The organism is Moorena sp. SIO3B2 (assembly GCF_010692525.1).
GTDB classification, from domain to species: domain Bacteria; phylum Cyanobacteriota; class Cyanobacteriia; order Cyanobacteriales; family Coleofasciculaceae; genus Moorena; species Moorena producens.
Window position 1 is genome coordinate 33,100 of sequence record NZ_JAAHHE010000035.1, and the last position, 19,305, is coordinate 52,404.

The 19,305-nt window shown below is 43.1% G+C and carries 19 protein-coding genes; 10 read left to right on the forward strand and 9 right to left on the reverse strand.

What is annotated here, in order from left to right:
* Positions 1–34 precede the first annotated feature (34 nt).
* The 5 genes from F6K38_RS11405 to F6K38_RS11425 all read left to right on the forward strand — a co-directional run bounded on the left by F6K38_RS11405 (position 35) and on the right by F6K38_RS11425 (position 8,346).
* Positions 35–2,017, forward strand: coding sequence for a response regulator (locus tag F6K38_RS11405; RefSeq protein WP_287267069.1), 1,983 nt, complete (start codon positions 35–37; stop codon positions 2,015–2,017).
* A 124-nt stretch (positions 2,018–2,141) separates the two neighbouring features.
* Positions 2,142–4,982, forward strand: coding sequence for a PAS domain S-box protein (locus F6K38_RS11410; protein WP_287356628.1), 2,841 nt, complete (start codon positions 2,142–2,144; stop codon positions 4,980–4,982).
* Positions 4,972–5,352 carry a response regulator gene (locus tag F6K38_RS11415; protein WP_008179073.1) on the forward strand — a complete coding sequence of 127 codons (381 nt, stop codon included), beginning with the start codon at positions 4,972–4,974 and terminating at the stop codon, positions 5,350–5,352. Before F6K38_RS11410 ends, F6K38_RS11415 begins: the two co-directional genes overlap by 11 nt.
* Positions 5,353–6,053: 701 nt before the next feature.
* Entirely contained in the window at positions 6,054–7,526 is a 1,473-nt protein-coding gene (locus tag F6K38_RS11420; RefSeq protein WP_287295318.1) for an aminotransferase class V-fold PLP-dependent enzyme, read from the forward strand.
* A gap of 19 nt (positions 7,527–7,545) precedes the next feature.
* Entirely contained in the window at positions 7,546–8,346 is an 801-nt protein-coding gene (locus F6K38_RS11425) for a phytanoyl-CoA dioxygenase family protein (RefSeq protein WP_287356630.1), read from the forward strand.
* Between the two features lie 172 nt (positions 8,347–8,518).
* On the opposite strand, the gene F6K38_RS11430 is transcribed toward F6K38_RS11425, so the two are convergent.
* Both F6K38_RS11430 and F6K38_RS11435 read right to left on the reverse strand, forming a co-directional pair.
* Positions 8,519–9,460: a homoserine kinase gene (locus tag F6K38_RS11430; protein WP_008179082.1), complete on the reverse strand. Its 942-nt coding sequence runs from the start codon at positions 9,458–9,460 to the stop codon at positions 8,519–8,521.
* Positions 9,461–9,462: 2 nt separating this feature from the next.
* Entirely contained in the window at positions 9,463–10,131 is a 669-nt protein-coding gene (locus F6K38_RS11435) for a 2OG-Fe dioxygenase family protein (RefSeq protein ID WP_008179083.1), read from the reverse strand.
* Between the two features lie 305 nt (positions 10,132–10,436).
* Between F6K38_RS11435 and F6K38_RS11440 the strand changes: the two genes are divergently transcribed.
* From F6K38_RS11440 to F6K38_RS11455, 4 genes are all read left to right on the forward strand, one after another.
* Positions 10,437–10,682, forward strand: coding sequence for a hypothetical protein (locus F6K38_RS11440; protein ID WP_008179085.1), 246 nt, complete (start codon positions 10,437–10,439; stop codon positions 10,680–10,682).
* 133 nt (positions 10,683–10,815) lie between these two features.
* Positions 10,816–11,436 (forward strand): RasGAP domain-containing protein, encoded by a 621-nt coding sequence (locus F6K38_RS11445; RefSeq protein WP_202799145.1) that lies wholly within the window; start codon positions 10,816–10,818, stop codon positions 11,434–11,436.
* The gene (locus F6K38_RS11450; RefSeq protein WP_008179089.1) at positions 11,426–11,860 is read left to right on the forward strand and encodes a response regulator; all 435 of its coding nucleotides are present in this window, start codon (positions 11,426–11,428) and stop codon (positions 11,858–11,860) included. The genes F6K38_RS11445 and F6K38_RS11450 overlap by 11 nt, the downstream gene beginning before the upstream one ends.
* Positions 11,861–11,928: 68 nt before the next feature.
* Positions 11,929–12,291, forward strand: a complete 363-nt coding sequence (locus tag F6K38_RS11455; protein ID WP_008179091.1) for a late competence development ComFB family protein — start codon at positions 11,929–11,931, stop codon at positions 12,289–12,291.
* Between the two features lie 143 nt (positions 12,292–12,434).
* Here the strand turns inward: F6K38_RS11455 and F6K38_RS11460 are convergent, their stop codons facing one another.
* From F6K38_RS11460 to F6K38_RS11480, 5 genes are all read right to left on the reverse strand, one after another.
* Positions 12,435–12,824 (reverse strand): hypothetical protein, encoded by a 390-nt coding sequence (locus F6K38_RS11460; RefSeq protein WP_008179094.1) that lies wholly within the window; start codon positions 12,822–12,824, stop codon positions 12,435–12,437.
* 394 nt (positions 12,825–13,218) lie between these two features.
* Entirely contained in the window at positions 13,219–14,109 is an 891-nt protein-coding gene (locus F6K38_RS11465) for an ABC transporter permease (protein ID WP_008179095.1), read from the reverse strand.
* Between the two features lie 79 nt (positions 14,110–14,188).
* Complete coding sequence (locus tag F6K38_RS11470; protein WP_287356632.1) at positions 14,189–15,208, reverse strand: ABC transporter ATP-binding protein; 1,020 nt, start codon at positions 15,206–15,208, stop codon at positions 14,189–14,191.
* A gap of 89 nt (positions 15,209–15,297) precedes the next feature.
* Positions 15,298–15,429 (reverse strand): hypothetical protein, encoded by a 132-nt coding sequence (locus F6K38_RS11475; protein ID WP_287256871.1) that lies wholly within the window; start codon positions 15,427–15,429, stop codon positions 15,298–15,300.
* 73 nt (positions 15,430–15,502) lie between these two features.
* On the reverse strand, positions 15,503–16,321 hold the full coding sequence (locus F6K38_RS11480) for a class I SAM-dependent methyltransferase (RefSeq protein ID WP_287295397.1): 819 nt from the start codon (positions 16,319–16,321) through the stop codon (positions 15,503–15,505).
* A 317-nt stretch (positions 16,322–16,638) separates the two neighbouring features.
* Here F6K38_RS11480 and ectB point away from each other — a divergent pair, with 317 nt between their 5' ends.
* Entirely contained in the window at positions 16,639–17,892 is a 1,254-nt protein-coding gene (ectB, locus tag F6K38_RS11485; protein ID WP_287295399.1) for a diaminobutyrate--2-oxoglutarate transaminase, read from the forward strand.
* On the opposite strand, the gene F6K38_RS11490 is transcribed toward ectB, so the two are convergent.
* Complete coding sequence (locus F6K38_RS11490; protein WP_287356634.1) at positions 17,884–18,846, reverse strand: glutamate cyclase domain-containing protein; 963 nt, start codon at positions 18,844–18,846, stop codon at positions 17,884–17,886. The genes ectB and F6K38_RS11490 overlap by 9 nt on opposite strands.
* 6 nt (positions 18,847–18,852) lie before the next feature.
* Positions 18,853–19,305: aminotransferase class III-fold pyridoxal phosphate-dependent enzyme (locus F6K38_RS11495; protein WP_287356636.1), on the reverse strand; the 453-nt coding region annotated here is incomplete at its 5' end.

A 19,305-nucleotide genomic window follows, 5' to 3' on the forward strand; every position in this document is an offset into this window, starting at 1 on the left:
CTCATCCCCTTAGTGCTGGAGCTGTTAGGTCCCTGTGAGAATCCTGCTAGTAGAAGACGATGAAGGTATTGCCAAAGTAGTAACGGCAGCGCTAGCTAGTCAACATTATCAGGTTGATCTAGCTACAGATGGGGATGAGGGGATAGCACTAGCAGAGATACTTAAGTATGACTTGATTTTGCTAGATTGGATGCTTCCCAAGCTCACTGGGATTGACTTGTGCAAGCAGCTGCGAAACGCACGCGATCGCACTCCGATTATACTGCTCACTGCCCAAGACACCAGCACTAACAAAGTCGAAGCTTTAGACGCAGGAGCAGATGATTATTTAGTCAAGCCCTTAGACATACCTGAATTATTAGCCAGAATTCGAGCAGTGCTGCGCCGCAGCAGCACCCCCCTACTGCCGGTGCTGGAGTGGGGATTGCTCCACCTTGACCCCAGTAACTGCCAGGTCAGCTACGATCAGGAACTCTTGCATCTGACACCTAAGGAGTATGGTCTAGTAGAGCTGTTTTTACGGAACCCCCACCGCATCTTTAGCCAAAGTTTCCTGCTAGATAATCTGTGGTCTTTTGAAGAACCCCCTACAGAAAATGCCGTTAGAGCTCATATCAAAAGTTTAAGGCGGAAACTCAAGCAAGCTGGAGCCAAAAATGATTTAATTGAAACTGTCTACGGCTTGGGGTATCGGCTCAGACAACCCCCTGAGGAAGGTTCAGCTCAAACAAAGACTGAGAAAAACAAAGGCAAAAAAGTAGCTAAAAAGACACCATCTAACCTCAAACAATCAAAGAGCAAGAGTGATAGTTCCGTTTCCCCATTCCCTAAGGCTCAATCCCAAGAACCAAAGCAATCAGGATTAAGTGCTATTTGGGAACAGCAGAAGTCAAACTATATCAAGCGGATCAATGTATTGGAGCAGTTGGTGACGGCTTGGCGAGATGGTGACGACTGCGGAAAATTGGAACAGGAGGCTTTACGGGAGGCACACACCCTAGCTGGTTCCCTCGGTAGCTTTGGTTTTGATCAAGCTTCTCTCAAATCCCGTGAGATTGAGCAGATATTGAAATCTGCGAAAAAAGTTAGCAAAGAGACCATAGCACATATGTCTCAACTAGTGGTAGAACTAGGAGAACAACTAGAGACAGAGCCTAACCTTCCAAAACCTAGTCAAAGTAAACCACTCTCCACTTTCCACTCCCCATTCCCTATTTCCAACTCCCCACGACTACTGATTGTGGATGATGATTTAACACTAGCGCAAGGGTTAGCTTCAGAGCTAGCAGCCTGGAAAATGCAGGTTGAGGTGGCAGGTGATATATCTCAAGGGAGAAAGGCAATTGCTGGTAACCGCCCAGATGTGGTTCTGCTAGACTTGTGTTTTCCTGAATCATTGGGAAATGGTTTCGAGCTGTTAGAAGAACTGAAAACAACTCAGCCCCCTGTACCTGTTGTAGTATTTACGGCTCAAGAAAGTTTTGCTGAACGAGTCAGAGTGGCTCGTTTGGGGGGAAGGGGTTTTCTTCAGAAGCCTGTAGCACCCCAAAAGGTGATGGATGCGATCGCTAAAGCGTTGCAACAATCCGGTCCACCACAGGCAAAGCTATTGATTGTTGACGATGACCCTCAAATCCTGGATCAGCTACGCACTGTGCTAGAACCTTGGGGATTCCAATTGACTTTGCTAAACGATCCACAACAGTTCTGGGAGACCATAGAGCAGTGTACTCCCGACTTACTGATTTTGGATGTGGAAATGCCGCAGTTTAGTGGTATTGACCTGTGCCAGGTGGTACGCAATGACCCTCGCTGGGGTGAGTTACCCGTGTTGTTTCTCTCTGCTGTTCAAGATGCTGAAACTTTGCAGCAAGTGTTTATGGCAGGGGCAGATGATTACGTACAAAAGCCAATAAGAGACCCGGAGCTATTGGCTCGCGTGTTGAATCGCATTGAGCGCAGTCAACTAAGACTTAAGATGATAGCACAGAAAAATCAAATGTTGTCAGATAAATAAATAACCCTGGTCAGTTAGTGGACGTAGAATTGGCAGATCGGACATAGTAGAGTTGATCACATTTTATTCACAGTTGATGGTTAACGGTTGACTGTCAGCAATCATGTCAATTGTCAACCTAATTATGATCAATTTCTTTGACTATATCTTATTGGCCGAAACCTTTATTTCCCAAAGTAACTGCTACCTTGGGCAGCCTAAAGTAATCTGGCTACACCTGATCAGTGATACTCTCATTACCCTAGTCTACTATGTGATTCCTATACTGCTAGTGTACTTGATCAGGCAGCGGCAGAATCTGCCTTTCAAGGGACTCTTGATTTTGTTTGGGGCGTTTATTATTTGCGGTGGCACCACTCACCTGATGGAAGTATGGACCGTTTGGGATCCAGCTTACTGGCTATCAGGCTCTATTAAAGCAATTACAGCTATAGTTTCTGTCTACACTGCCATAAAATTCTACTTTATTCTACCTCGAATCCAAAATTCACCTAGTCTGGCTGGACTTGAGCAGCTCAACCAGGAGCTAAAATCTCAAATTGAAGAGCGTATTTTGACAGAGCAATCCTTACGGAAACGTGAGCAACGCTGGCAATTAGCACTACACGGAGCTAATCAGGGAATTTGGGACTGGAACCCCAAAACCAATGAAACCTTTTTCTCCAGCCGATGTAAGGAAATGCTGGGGTATGATGAAAGCTACGACATCGGAAACTATAACCATCAATGGCGGACACACATCCATCCCGATGATTTAGACCAGGTGATCAAAGCCATGGAGGATCACTTGGCTCAGAAAACCTCCTATTACGTTCAAGAGTATCGCTTACGGTGCAACGACGGCAGTTACAAATGGATTCTTGACCAGGCACAAGCACTTTGGAATGAAGCAGGTGATCCAGTGCGAGTGGTTGGCTCAATTACGGATATTAGCGATCGCAAGCAGACAGAAGAAGCATTGCAAGAAAATGAAAAGGCGCTAAAGTCCAACCAAGAGAGGCTCGAAGCAATTATGAGTTCTCTTCAAGACGTGGTGTGGTCAGTATCACTCCCTTCTGGGATACTGCGCTATGTTAATATAGCCTTCGAGCAAGTTTACGGTCGCCCAACTTTCGAGCTATTCAGCGATCAAGACAACCTATGGCGACAGTTTATTGTCCCAGAAGACCGTGATCGTGTTGAGAAGGCATGGCGAGCTGTTCAAGAAAACCGTCGTGAATCGTGGGATTTAGAATATAGAATTCAGCTCAGTAATGGAGAAATTCGCTGGCTGAACGATCGCGCTCATGTGGTTATCCGTGATAATGGCACCTCTGTACATCTTCACGGCATCACTACGGATATCACCAAGCGTAAACAGCAAGAAGCTGAACTGCAACAACTCAATCGAGAATTAGAAATTAGGGTTCAACAGCGCACAGCTGCTTTACTCGAAAGTGAACAACGATTCCGCTCGTTGTTTGAATCTGCCCCAGATTTTATCCATATCTTAGATACTCAGGGCATGATTGAGCAAGTCAACCCCGCTGTTATCCAGCAGTCCGGTTATTCTGAATCAGAATTGATCGGTAATCGGTTAGAAGAGTTCTTTACCCCCAGATACCAAAACATTTGCCAGCAAGAGTTTCCAGTTTTACTGGAGCAGGGAACCCATCGTCAAGAAATTGAGTTTGTCTGCAAAAATGGCACTGTTCTTACCACAGACTCCTCCTGCTCAGTGGTTCATGATACCCAAGGAAACATTAGTTATATCTTAGTGTTGCAGCGAGATATTAGTTCACGCAAACGATTTGAAGAAGAACGTACCCAGTTAATTGCTAGTTTACAGGAATCAGAGCGACGGTGGCGCAGCCTTCTCGAAAATGTGCGACTGGTGGTGGTGGGACTAGACCGACAGGGTAAGGTGGAGTATGTCAATCCCTTCTTCCTAGAATTGACTAAGTACACAGCAGCAGAAGTTTTAGGCAAGGACTGGTTTGAAAACTTCCTACCCAATTCCCAGCAACAGTCAGTACAGCAATACTTCCAGGACATCCTAGATCCAGACTTTCAATCCCACTATCAGCACTCGATTCTAACTAAGTCAAAGCAAGAAAAAATTATTGCTTGGAATAATACCCTACTCCAAAATGTCCAAGGAGAGGCAATTGGCACCATGAGTATTGGGGAAGATATTACCGAGCGCTACGCTATTGAACGGATGAAAGATGAATTCACCTCCGTGGTCAGCCACGAACTCCGTACCCCCTTAACCTCGATTCATGGTGCCTTGAACCTGTTATCAACTGGTCTAATTCAACCTCAGTCTGAACGAGGACAGCGTGTGATTGGCATTGCCGCTGACAGTGCTGAGCGTTTAGTGCGACTAGTTAACGATATTTTGGAACTCGAACGTCTGGAATCTGGTAAGATCCGTTTGTCGAAGCAGCCAGTGAATGCAGCTGAGTTGATGGTTAAAGCTGTTGATCAGGTGCAGGTGATGGCTAATCGAGCTGGGATTAAATTGGAAGTCTCGCCCCAAGCCATTGAATCTGAGATTGAATTCGAGGCTGATAGCGATCGCATTATTCAAGTCATAACCAATTTACTTAGCAATGGGATTAAATTTTCAGACAGAGGTTCTAGTCTATGGTTAACAGTGGAACTGCAACACCCAGAGGAACTAGAAACCACCTCACCCCTTGACCCAAACAGTGCCACTATCTTATTTACTGTTAAAGACCAAGGTAGGGGAATTCCTGCTGACAAACTTGAAAGCATATTCGGGCGTTTTCAACAGGTTGATGCCTCCGATGCCCGTAAAAAAGGAGGGACGGGTTTGGGGTTAGCGATTTGCCGTAATATAGTGGAGCAGCACGGAGGAAAAATCTGGGTTGAGAGTACTGTTGGTGAAGGCAGCAGTTTTTATTTTACCTTACCACAACAAACAGCAGCAGCAGCAGAAGGTGATCACCATGACAACTAAGCGCATTTTAGTGATTGATGATGATGATGGGGTTCGAGAAATCATCCAATTTTCTCTAGAAGCAGCAGCAGGGTGGGAAGTGTTGACAGCTGCTTCTGGTAAAGAGGGATTAGCTAAGGCTGAGGCAGATCAGCCTGATGCTATTCTGCTAGATGTCATGATGCCCGAGCTGGATGGACCGGCTACCTTTCGACAGTTACAAGCTAATGCAGTAACGGCGGATATCCCAACAATTTTGCTAACCGCTAAAGCTAGGAGCAGCGAGCAAAAGCAGTTTCTAGATTTGGGGGTAACTGGAGTTATTACCAAGCCGTTTAAACCTATGGAATTGGTCGAGGAAATCCAAGGGATTCTTAATTGGCTCGATTGACTCATCGGAGTGTTAGGTTTTATTAAAACTCCCAAACCGGCAGCAAATCATAAGGAACTTGATTAGGATTAATTGCTGGTAAATTAGTCTGCTTATTAAGCTTACCCTGTGATTAATTGCTGCAACAAAGTTAATAACTCTCATTTTCGTGAAAGCGATCGCTTTGACTTGCGCCACAATATCTGGACAACAAATTAAACACAGCGATGCAACGCGGTCAAAGGAGGCCACCCCACTCGCGCTTTGCATGGCTGAGGTGCGACCTTGGACTATGTTATAAGGGTTTGAGCTTCCAGAAAGCGATGCAGCGCCGACCTGCGGGGGTTTACCCCACTCGCGCTTTGCATCAAGACAATGAATCGAGGGTTAATTTCCGACTGTATCTTCCATGATGTCATTGGCATAAAAGCCTTATATACTAAGCTTTTTAGGGCTCATGTCACCCCCTTAGAAACTCCAGTCAATATTGATTAATTCAAATCTAAGCCAGTCAACATTACTAAAATTACTATTTTGCTTGACCATGGATATCATTATCAAAAAATAACTATTGAGTTAAAGAAAGTCTATCCGGCTATTATGAATCGCAGGATTTTTTAAAAAAAATCAGTCCAACCTTGTGTAGTGGAGTTTTAAAAAAGCTTATAATATGGATAGCATCAAGGCACTACCTAACTCATTAATTTTCTTAATAAAAAAGAATGAAAAAACACTTTTTACAGTTTAGAACCGGCATGGCTGGAGTCAATAAAACCATACCGACTGCTGATGGCAGTTATCAAAAAATAGTGTATGCAGATTGGGCTGGAAGTGGACGAAATTACCTGCCTATTGAGGCCAGAATACAGCAAGAAATAATGCCCCTGATCACGAATACTGAAGCCGAAGTCAATTACACAAGAACAGCAATGACACATGCATACAATACAGCCAGAAAAATTATTGCAGAACATATCAATGCCAGTATAGACGATATTATTATTACTGCATCATCAGGTGCAACTATGCTAATCAAAAGGTTTCAGACAATGCTGGGATTGACACCAAAAACAAATGTCACGCAATCTCTCCCGAGCAACAAAAAGCCAGTGGTATTTGTAACACATATGGAGCATTATTCCAATCATGATAGTTGGATGGAGACTGACGTAACAGTCGAAGTCATTAATCCCGATTGTACTGGGCTAGTTGACCTTGGGCATTTGCAGGAACTTCTACACAAGTATAGGGAATTTCCCCTCAAGATGGCGTCAGTCACAGCCTGCTCTAATCTTACTGGTATAAGTCCACCATTTAACTCTATCGCAAAAATCATGCATGAAGCCGGAGGATTCATATTTGTTGATTTTTCCTGCTCTGCCCCATACGTTGATATTGACATGCACCCTCCTCAAGAGAATACTCACTTAGATGCTATTTTTTTCTCATCTCATAAATTCTTGGGAGGACCTGGTTCCTGTGGTGTCTTAGCATTTAACAGAAAACTCTATCATCAAGTGAACTTCCTCTTTAGGGGAGAGTCTAGAGAAAATCAACCAAGGCATTTTGACAATTACAAAACTATCAAAGAAATTGAAAGACTAGAATACAGCGGAACTCCGGCATTACTCCAGACAATAAGAGCAGCTATGTGTATTCGCTTGAAAGAAGAGATGGGGGTTGACAAAATACTCTCACGAGATCAGATACTTTTGAATATGCTGTGGAAGAAACTCGAAATAATCCCTAACCTTCATATTATGGCATCTCAGCATCGATATAGACTTCCTATTATCTCATTTTATATAGAAAATTTGGACTCGTATATAGGAGCAAGATTGCTCAACGATAAATTTGCAATACAGTGCAAAGCCAGTCGTGCAGCACCCGGAAGCTACGGGTATAGTCTTCTAAAAGAAGGTAAGCCAGAAAGTCAAGAGGATAGGTTCAATTATAACCAGCAGCACAACCCACAATTAGGGTGGATTAGAGTTTCCCTCCACCCTGTCATGATGGATGAAGAAATTAAATTCATAGCAGATAGTATAATACAGCTAGCCAATCGGCATCAAGAATGGAGTCAAGACTATTTGTATGATAGATATCGAAACTCTAAATCACAAGCAAGTATCAATCTAGACTGTCAAGCTCAAGAAGCAATGACAACGATTTTTTCACGTAGTTTTGTCCATTAATTTAACTGAGACTTTAGGAATGACTGAAAAGACTAATAAGCATTACCCGCTAACAGAAGAAGAAAGAGTTTTTTTTGATGACAATGGATACTTAATACTGAAAGGCGTCTTACCTGATGATGTAGTGACATTAGCTTTAGAGAAGGTCGATGATTTATGGAGAAAGCACAAACAGAAAGAGCCAGAATCTCAATCTATTCACTTGTTTGACTTTGTAGAAGAAGAAGATTTCTTTCTTAATCTATTAGATTGGGATAAAACTATCACTAAAGTTGTCAACCTATTAAGCTCTAACATTTTCTTATTCCATTCTCATTTAGATGTCAACTTACCGGGTGAACAACCATTGCCGATAGAGAAGCTAGAATGGCATCGAGATAGTGACATCATAGAAATGGATCTCAATGTATTGAAAACTCATATGTTTTCTGTCAAGGTTTCTTACTGGCTCAGTGATGTATCAAAGCCAAATCGGGGAAATCTTCTGATAATTCCTGGGAGCCACAAGATGGAAAGATCATCTCTTTCCAAAGCAGATTTTGAAAAAGCAGTCCCGATGCTTGTTGCCCCAGGAGATGCTGTATTTTTCGATCGAAGGGTTTGGCATGCTCGAAGCCCAAATATCTCTAGCGTTACAAGGAAAGCTCTTTTTTATGGATATAGTTTTAGATGGCTGGCTTCACGGGATATTTTTAGAAGACATAAAAAAACAGATAACCCTGTTTGGAATCAACTCCTAGGCTGCTATGAAGATCCTAGATCTCGCTATAAACCCAATCTTAAAGATCTACCTATGGGTATTTGGGATGTAGATAGGTGATAATATCTCTTGAAAAGTAGCGATCGCTACTTTTGCAAGAGTTCTAATGGTAGACAGGAGTGGAGCTCATGCCGGTCATGCTTTTATTTTATCCGACGAGTTCCAGCATTTCCCCCGTTTTATTCGGTCTAATTTAACACTTGAACAGGCATCATCCCTAGCTCTGGAGAAATCAAGCCGGATCAAATATTGATAGGAAATCTTCTTGCCTACATCTTTTTACATCCTCAGCTATCCTAACCATCTTCCAATGCTCATTTCTCAACTCTATATTAGGTGAATGAATATTATACTTCCAAAATCTCCAGAAAGAGGTTGCAGTTGCCGCATAACCGATTAATACCTGTAAAAGCTCTTTTTCTAGAGGCTCTAACGAGCGAACCTGTTCATATCCCTTGATGAAATATTTCGCTTTAACAATATCAATTTTTTCTTGGTTTTGGCATAGTCCAAGGATTCCCATTCCCAAGTCAAATAAGAGGTAATAGTAACAAGATTGCTCAAAGTCAATAAAGGCTTTCAAGTTATTTTTTTCATATAAAATGTTATCATAAAAAAGATCACCATGAATTAAGCCCATTGGTAACTTAATGGGCAATAAAAAATTGAGATCTTGATACTGATTCTTGAGCCATGACTCATAAGACAGATCAATTGACTTGCCAAAAACTGTTGAAAAAAGCTCCAGTCCATAATCGTGTGACTGAGGTAAATAAGGAGGAGCAGGAACTCTATGTAGTTGTGCCATAACACGACCAACCTGTTCTAAGAGAGTTTCGTTTAATAAAGTAGGCACTGTTCCGTTAATCCATTTCTTGACTAGAACAGGTTTTTCATGCCATTGAGTTACTATTTTATCGGAATAAGTTGTTTGAACTTGAGAAGTGGGGAATTTGTATCTTTCTAAATATTGAAGAAGATACCCCATCGTGCATATTTTTTCTAGAGAAGCTTCTTCAAAGACAGTTACTATGTATTTTCCATCTTTAGACTGTAAGCAGTAGTTTGAATTAGCATTTCCTCCATTAATAGGAAAAGAATTGATCGCTTCAATACCATAGTATGAAGCTATTTTTTCTAACTCAAAAGAGCTTATATTAGTATATATTGCCATCTTTAATAAAATTCTATTATCAAAACATCTCGAAACCCTTTATCACTTCCAGGCAATGGTTTTATATCTGTTACTCCATGGTAAACCAGAGTATCAAGGACAAAGATAGTCTCTCCAAAATTACTTAAGTTTATTTCTTCTATTAACTTCAGATTGTTGTCATATATTTTAGTAGTTCCTCCTGTGATCTGACTTTTATTTATGAAATGAATTGCGAAAAAAGGATGCCCATCCTTATGGATACCTTCAGGTGTTACTCGCCCAGTATTTTGGGCTGTAGTAAGAGTTCTAATTTGGTGAATTCCCATATTATATTCCTTACTAGTTATAAGGCCATGTTTTAAGAAAAAACAAAAATCATAATTTATTAAGTCAATGAAAATTGGATCAGTCAATAAATTGTCATCTATCTTTTCAAAAATTCTGCTTTGACCTCCAAACAGCCTGTTAAATCTCTCTCCCTGAAAATAAGTTGATCTCAAATATTCAATCTCACTATTTCTGTGAAAGATTATGTTTGAATATCTTCTCTGCCTAAATTTATGATCGCCTTCAATATAGGGATCAGTTACTAAATGATTCCAGTAATTCAAAAAATCTGGATTTTTAGGCTTTATTGATCCGTCGTCCAACTGCAAATGAAGATATCCTTCTTTTCTTAAACTAGACATAGTTCTGATGAATATTTTCTCCTAAATTCTTTCTCCTATCGGAACTTAGACAAAAATCAAGACCAAACATAGCCCAAAGAGGCTTTGTAAGCAGCAAACACGTCCTGATTCTGCTTGAGCCAATTGACATGCGCGATCAGACATGGCGGCTCCGTTATGCTTCTAAAGCTTCTGTGAATGTGTTCATTCGCGTAGCGAATGGCCAAGCTTTGTTAGAGCATTGCCTTCTTAGACCCCAGGGTAAAGGTATCTTATTTTGAAATGCTTACTGCATATCAGATTCATACTATAACGTAGTTTTGCGTATGAATCTTGAAATCTTTGTCTTGATGGTAAGGATTCTATACTTTAGATGCATTTGCCCTGGGTTCAAAGATATCACCATTCCCAAGCAGGAGGGGGAAGAAGGTGCGATGTATGAATTAACTTGGTATGATGGAACATCACCTCAGTTCCATCTTCGGAATCTTCCCCATCTTCGGTATCCCCGAGATATCCCCCCTCGACCTCTGGTTAAGATTTGCATAATTGGGATGCTCCCGATTCGATAGCACTCACCTTTGAGATCTTACAGATTACCCCTAAGTTGGTAGCCTACCCAATCACAGTATCTTCACATTTGCGCCCTAATTTGTATTTGTAGGTAAGGTAAATCGATCTTGGGTTGAACTTCGGGGTATGGGTATGATTTTTTCAAACAAAGGTAGCAGTTCCAGTAATTGTTCCAACGCCACTCCTTTGGAGCAATTATCCCTGAGTCCCACGATCAGTCCTACGATCGATTTAGCTTATCCTCACCACCCAGAGCACCAGAGGAGACAAACCTTCACACCAGTTGTCCTGGGTATCAACAGTTTGCTTTTGACCAAGGAAGGAAACATGGGTACCACCAGCCAAGCCCAGGACTATGAGTCATACATCGGATTAGCTGTGGATGTATTTCAGAGTCAAGACTCAACATTTATCAAATCTCTTAAAGACTTTCTGACTGTTTTACCCAGTCCCACTTATATTGAGCAAGTCTTACTGGCAGCGGTTTATCGACTACCAGAGATTAACCTTGATGCTTGTTACTGGCTATTGCGTCATCCCGATTATTTGATGCCCGAACTTGACTTAGTGGCAGTAGCGATGGCTGTCGCAATCAAGAAGCTTCAGGAGCAAGGGTTAGTGTTGGGTCAAGATTTTAGCATTGAACCGAATGGTCAGTTATCTCTCAGTACTCTGGCAAAAGATAAGTTATGGTTCGGTAGCTCAACTAGCGATCGCCTCTTGCTAGAACGGATTATGCAAGTTGGGGATTAATCTTGATCATGAATTTATAAAGCCTGGAGCGATGAACAAAACAATTTTATTAATTGAAAATGATAAAGTATTGCGCTCAAATTTCTCCGATTTACTTGAATTAGAAGGATTTAATGTCCTTACTTCAGACGATGGTTGGCTCGGTTTAAATTTAGCTAAAGTTGTCCGACCTGATTTAATTATTTGTGAAATTAATATACCATCCCTTGATGGGTATGAGCTTCTCCAGATATTACGAGATAGGTTAAAGACAGCGAAAACACCGTTTATATTTCTAACCAGTCAGTCAAAGGAGGATGGCTATGCTCGCGCTAAGGAACTTGGAGCCAATGATTATCTAACCAAACCTGTAGATAGTCGGGAACTGTTAGCAGCAATTAATCAGCAGTTAAGAATACTTCCCTTGACTTCAAACAGGGCTTAAAACAAGCTATTTACTAATTAAAAAACCAGTTCGCCATAATAAATCGGTTTGCAAAAGGAGTGTAAACGATGGGTAAAACCCTTGTTCACGTAACTACACCGATAGTGATTCAAGAAATTGAAAACGTCTTAGCAACGTATCCGGAGTTTCCCTATCAAGACGTGTTTTCTCAGTCTAAAATACGCCAGGATTTAATTGCTTATGTCCTCAGCAGAATTCCGAATCATTACGAAGCCCTAGACAAGATTGAACCATCATCAAAAAGCCAAGAATTACGTCACTTATCCTCAGAGCATAAGCTGTATTTAGAAAACTTGATTCACACAGGAATCTATCATATCTTGCATCTAATGTTAAACTACAGCTGGGATAATTGCCCGATGCCTAAAACGTTTACCTCAAGGTCTATCTCCTGTGATTCCTTAGCTTGATTTCCCAAAGTTTATATCATAAAATAGCAGTTCTCAATTGGGTATTGAGAACTGCTATACCATCCATGGGATAACCCGTAAACCAAGGGATTAACCGGAGTTGATATCAAACCTGATCCAAACCTGATCCAAAGTCTCTAAGATTATCGGTAACTTTCGCTAGCCCCAGATGTAGTAGGTTGGTTTTGTGGATATTGGTTTTCTGGATATGCTAGTTGGGGATTGCGCAACCGTTCCAACTGTAAACGCCGAAACTCAGAAGCAGCATCGTCTAGTCTCTGAGACTGTCCCTGATTGAACTGATCGATATCAACTGTACCCAATTGGGCATTATGGATTAAATCAAAAGCGTTGAAACCACTGTCTCCAAACCCCCCAAATGTGTCTTGCTCGTTAGGGTTATTAAAATTTTCATCCGCTCGAATAGTACCTATACTTTGGGCAGTAGCGGACCCGTGCAGTAACGCTGTAGTAATGCCAAGGGCTACACTCAATACAGCTACAGTAACAACAGATTGGTTGCTGATCGTCATAGGAATCCCCCCTCAATGGATAAATCTCGCTGGTATACTGCTATAGAATTATATATAGTTAACCTGAGTTAACCTGAGTTAACCTGCACAATTGTTACAGGTTCATTTTGGACGGTTGACGCGACCCTGTCAATAGTCAACCGTCAAGCATCAACCATCAACAAAAAGCTATCAACTCAACTACTAGATTATTGGCAATGGCTTCTAGCAGTTTTCAATTGGGTGAGGTACAAATTTATGGGTTGCGCGGGAGTAGGGAGTAGGGAGTAGGGAGTCGGGATGCAGTGAGGTCTTTCGGGTTTTCCCCATCTCCCCATCTCCCCATCTCCCCATCTCCCCGCCCCCGGCTAGCAAGGGTAACACCGGCCTATGGCTAAGGCTCTAGGGTGAATAGTTACAAGCGGCGGCTCAGTAGTGGAGAAATTGCGAGTAATACGACTGTGCTAAAACCAAGCAATACCAATAGGGATTGGCCAAAGGTAATAGATGCCCAAGGAGCCTGCATCACAAGACTACCAAAAGACCAGTCATTGTGGAGATAGAGATAGCGAATTGGTTCAATGGCATAGCTGAGGGGGTTAAGACTGGCTACTACCTGTAACCATTTCGGCATGAAGGACAGAGGAGCAAGGGCTGTGCTGGCAAACAGTAGGGGTAAGTTGGTAACAAAAATGACTGCAATTAGTTCAATGTGACCCGGTAGAGCAAATGCTAGTCCTAGACTGAGGGCTGTGACTCCCACCACCAGCAAGAATACAATCAAGGCAATCATAGCCAGACCAGCTAGGTTGGGTAAACCGGCTCCTAAAAAGGCACTGGCGGTGACAATTGCCACAGTTTGCAACAAACTCAGAGCGATTATATATATGGCTGAGGCTGCAACAATAGAGAAACGAGATACTAACGGAGCTACGAGTAAGCGGTTGAGGAAACCAAATTCCCGGTCAAACATGATCGGTAAGCCAGCATTGAGTGCTCCAGCAAAGGCGGTAAACACAATCACACCTGCACCTAGGAATTTGCCATAGCTCAAACTCTCGCCAAAAATCCCTTGAGGAGCGTTTTGGAATAATGCCCCAAATAGGATTAGCCACATTAGGGGCTGGATAATACCAGCCATTAAGGTAGAAGGTCGCCGTTGCAGCTGAATAAACAGGCGTTTGGTTAGGGCTAGGGTTTCTTGGATAAATTCACTTACACCAGGAGTATCATTGACTGGGATTGGTGCAGTAAGGTCTGGTTGCCAGTTAAGGTCGGATTTAGGAGGGGTAAAGGTTTCACTCATATTTATTTCTACAATAGATTCTTACAATAATTGGAGCAATCTTTATTTACTTTCCACTAAGCTCTGTCCTATCTCTCCTTTAGGCCATATTTTGTTTACGCTCTGCCTTGGGATCCCGTTTCCCAGCCTCAGCCAGTTCAGCATCCATCAGGGTTTTACCTGTGGCAGCCAGGTAAACATCATCTAGGCTAGGTCGCGACTGAGCAATGCCAAAGGTTGGTAAACTAACGTCTTTTAAGGCTTGCTGAATGATCATTAAGGCATCGCTTTGGGGTTTAACCACAAGGTTAAGGGAATTGCCCTGATTGCTGTTAATAATCACCTCTCGCACAAAGGGCAAGGACTGAAGCATATCTTTGGCTTCCTTAGCTTCTTCCATGGGGCAGAATTCCCGGATGCGCAGGGTAATGCGATCGCCTCCAACACTATCCTTTAACTGAGATGGTGTCCCCTCAGCTATGATCAAGCCTTTGTCAATAATTGCGACTTGGTCAGCTAATGCGTCTATTTCTTCGAGGTAGTGGCTGGTGATTAGTAATGTGGTTCCTGAGTCTCGCAACTTTTGCAACAGTTTCCATACCACAAATCTGCTCTCAATGTCAAGACCTACTGTGGGTTCGTCTAGTACTAAAACATCGGGTTGGTGGAGTAAGCCAGCGGCTAAGTCCAGCCGCCGACGCAGACCACCAGAGTAAACGCCCGTTTTTTTATTGGCATACTCCTTGAGCTGCAAAATGTCAAGCAGTTTATTGATGCGTTCTTTGGCAACTGCTTTGGGGAGGTGATAGAGGTCAGCTTGCAATTGGAGTAGTTCTTTACCAGTGAGTACCTTATCTAGGGCAACTTCTTGGGCTACATAGCCTAGGCGGCGGCGTGCTGCCCTAGGATTGTGTAGTACTGAAATGCCAGATACCTCAATTTTTCCAGCGTCCGGTGCCGTGAGAGTGCATAGGCAACGAATGGTGGTGGTTTTACCGGCACCATTAGGACCGAGTAAGCCAAAAATTTGACCCGGTTCGACTTGTAAGGAGATGTCTTTGACAGCTTGGACATCTCCATAGCGTTTTTGGAGGTTCTGGATTAATACAGCGGCAGCCATAAGCTTTCCCTATGCCGGTCAGGGATACACAAATCTCAACACTTGTTATTTTAGCCGGTTGCCCTGGTTAGGGGTAAGATGTATTGTTTTTAACCAAAACTGCTGAGGAGTGATTGGGTGTATAGCCCAGTCTCTGGATGCGATCGCGTAGCGGCTCGTACCGAGCATCGCAAAGCGTGACCATTCGCGTAGCGTGGCCAAAAGGCCAAGGTCAATCGCATCCACTCAAGCTACACTTAATATACACTCAATCTACACTCAATATATGGCGTAGCTGTCTTAACTTGTTACGGATTAGTGATCGCTAACCTTTTCACACAGACAAAAGCACCAGCCTAACTCACCAGCGGCAATTGCCTCCTGGGTTTTCTTAAAGGCAGCGCTCAAATCTGGATAGCCCTCCCGAGCCAGCTCAGACACCAGTTCGTAACTCTTGTTCAGGTGTGCGCTCAAGTCCTTTACCTGCAAAACGTTAAATCCGATCTCAGTGAGTTTTTCTGCATAGACTTCGGGGCTAAATGTCGGCTCAAACAGCAGTCGGTTGTAAACGTGCTTGCGGGCTGCCTCACTAACTTCCTCAATTGGTGTTACCAAGTCATCAAACAGGAAGATTCCTCCTACCCCTAGGACACGGTGAACCTCCGCCAGAGCTTTATCAAGCTCGTGGATGTGGTAAAGAGCGCCTTGACTCCAGGCATGGGTAAAGGAGCCATCTGGAAAAGGTAGGTTAAGGGCTGATTCCTTTTGGAAGCTCACCCGCAAAGAGGGGAAATTACTAGCCTTAGCTCGAGCATTCTCGATATAACTGCTACTAATATCGATTCCTACTACCTCACATCCCGTTTGCTGAGCCAGCCAAACGGCAGCGTTGCCATTTCCACAAGCAACTTCTAGTACCCGGGAGTCGGCAGTAATACCGCTCTGTTCCAGCATATATTCATCCCAGCGCTTGCAGGCTGGCACAAAGTCCTCAGGCCGAGCCTTGGCTAAGTTTTCGAAATAACCCCAGTGGAGACTGCCTTCTGGATCCCAGAAACTGCGGAAACGTTGGTCTCGTTCGCGATCATCAAACAATGCCTCGGTCTGAGCTTCGGTAAATCTACTTTTTTGCATAGTTAATCCCAGTTAATTCCACGCTCTTGTTGGTTTCTGATACTGATCAAAATTTAGACTATAGCAATCCTATTTGAATTGTTCAACTTGCTCTTTTATCAGGGTATACCAGTTGTTGTGCCTTATAAGATTTTTAAGGATAATTTTGGTTTTCACAAATGACTTAGGATTGCTATAGTCCCCCTAAATAGTATATAGTTTTATAGGTTCCGGTGTTCGTAAAGTAAAGTGAATAAAATGGAATCGCTTCGCGTTTGGTACACCACACATAATTGTATCACCTACTTGAAAATAATAACAATAGGCAGGTTTAGCATATGAACATTTTCACCAAGCTTGAGTCAGAAGTCCGAAGCTACTGTCGATTGTTTCCAACAGTCTTTACCAAGGCAGTGGGAGATACCTTGATAGATGAGAGTGGGCGTACTTATATAGATTTCTTGGCAGGTGCTGGTGCCCTCAACTACGGACATAATAACCCCAAGCTCAAAAAGCGTCTCCTCGAATACATTGAGTCAGATGCCATCACCCACAGCCTGGATATGTTCACCTCTGCCAAGCAGCAGTTTCTAGAACGTTTCGAGGAAGTAATCTTAATACCGCGAGGACTAAACTATAAAGTTATGTTTACCGGTCCTACAGGGACTAATTCTGCGGAGGCTGCTTTGAAGCTAGCCCGTAAAGTGACTGGTCGAAAAACAGTGATCTGTTTTACCAAAGGCTACCACGGTCATACTTTAGGTGCCCTAGCTGTTACACCTAATCCGACCTATCAAAAGGCTGCGGGCATTCCCCTCGGTAATGTCTTAACGGTGCCGTTCGAGGATAAAAATGGCACCAAAGACGACAGTCTTGATTACTTAGAAAAACTGGTTGATGACCTGAGCATAAATCAGGAAAAACCCGCAGCAGTTATCCTAGAAACTGTTCAATCTGAGGGAGGAATTAATGTGGCTAGTGTTCCTTGGCTGCAACGCCTTGCCCAGATCACTCAAGAGCGAGAAATTTTGCTAATTGTTGATGATATTAAAGTGGGATGTGGTCGAACTGGTCCTTTCTTTAGCTTTGAGCGGGCAGGGTTAAAACCTGATTTAGTTTGTCTGGCTAAATCTTTAAGCGCCTATGGAAACCCGATGGCTGTAGTGCTGATTCGACCTGATTTAGACTGTTGGAAACCAGGGGAACACAGTGGGACTTTCCGAGGCAATAATCTAGCTTTTGTGACTGCCACAGCTGCTCTCGACGAGTACTGGGAGACAGATACTTTTGCCCAGGAAATCGCGGACAAAGGTGAGGTCATGAAGAGCCGACTCAAAGACATGATCACTCGTTATCCAGAAGTCGGCGGCGAACATCGAGGACTTGGTTTGATTCAAGGAATCGCCTGTGAACAAAAGGGGCTGGCTAAAAAAGTTAGTAATGAAGCTTTCAAGCGGGGTTTAATCTTTGAACCCATGGGAGTGAACAAAGAAGTGATTAATCTTCAGTCTACATTAACGATTGATCCCGACACTTTGACCCAAGGGCTAGATATTTTGGAGGAAAGCATTGGAGCTGCTCTCTCAAACTGACTTTGTCAAACCAGCAGTTTCTAAAATTTCTGTCAACACTTTACCATGATATTCCCAGGGTAAAGTCTCAATTGTGAGAGCTTGCAATCCCGTATCTCCATCTATCGCTGCTCCCTCATTAACCAGAGTTGTCAAAATCTGTTTATCGGTCTCTAAGGTTAATCCCTCAGTTAACTTAGATTTCAAGTCCGGTCGGAGTAAAGCAATAGCAGTGAGTAACCCCATTGCTCCCCAATTTGATACACCGCAAACGATCGGGTGATGGCAAGGAATATAACAGGCGATTCGTTCTCCATGCTTGATGGTTTTGGCAATTAGCTCTTGAGAGAGTGTTCCCATACCAAGTTCATTGCCCAAATCACCAATGCCGATGGAGATGATTTCACTGAGGGTAAATAGAAAATGTAAAGGAGCGGTATAAGCGGTGATATCATCCCCATTTATGTTTCGGACAGTACCATCATCGTAACTCGGGCCTGCTCTTTCAATAGAGATAACATGGGAAACTGGTGGTTCAGCACTTTGCCATGAATTCACAATCGAAGAAACGGAGGGATCTTCTGCACTCCCTGCATCGACAGGAACAACATCAAAAGGAACTTGAGCTGGTATTCCTGCTGCCCGAGCAGCAACCTTGACAGCATTAAGACATAAAGGATCGGTAACTAGACGGACAGGGATTCCAACTCTAAGTAATCCCGCTGCTAGGTGAGCGCAACCGATGGGGCCATCATTTTCCGCCGCTGGAGGAGTGCCGTGGGGAATAAAAAAGCCTGTAATAATAGCCACATGGGGGTATGGATGTTCCGCGATGGAGCGAGCTGCACCAAGCAGCCCCCCCTTGGCAGCCTCCACAAGGGGCTCTATACCATTACCTATATCCCGTCCACAGATGTTTTCAATTTTTTCTATCCGGGTTTTGACTTCTGGAGAATTTCCAAATGCAGCAGTCATAAGCAATTAAACAGATGCTCCTAAATCAACTAACTTTTTAGAAACTGTCTCCTGGATGACTTGGTTGACACTATTTTCGAGCAGGTCTAGCCCTTTCTCTAATACTTCTTCGGAAATTGTTAAAGGCGGGAGACATCGAATCACCTGCCCCTGTGCGCCAGCTGTTTCCATGATTAGCCCATTAGCAAAGGCTGTCCGGATGATTTGATTAGCTAGGTTGCCATCTTTGCAGTCTAAGCCCTGAATCATGCCCCTGCCTCTAACGGAAAAACCGGCCTCCGGGTTATTTTTTGCGATCTGTTCCAATCGAAGCTGCATTCTGCTTCCTTTTTGTTTAACGGAGGCTGACAAACTGTCGTCTTGCCAATAGATTTCCAAGGCTGCTTTGGCGGTAACAAAGGCTAGGTTAGGTCCTCTGAAGGTGCCACTGTGTTGACCTGGTTTCCACTGGTCTAATTC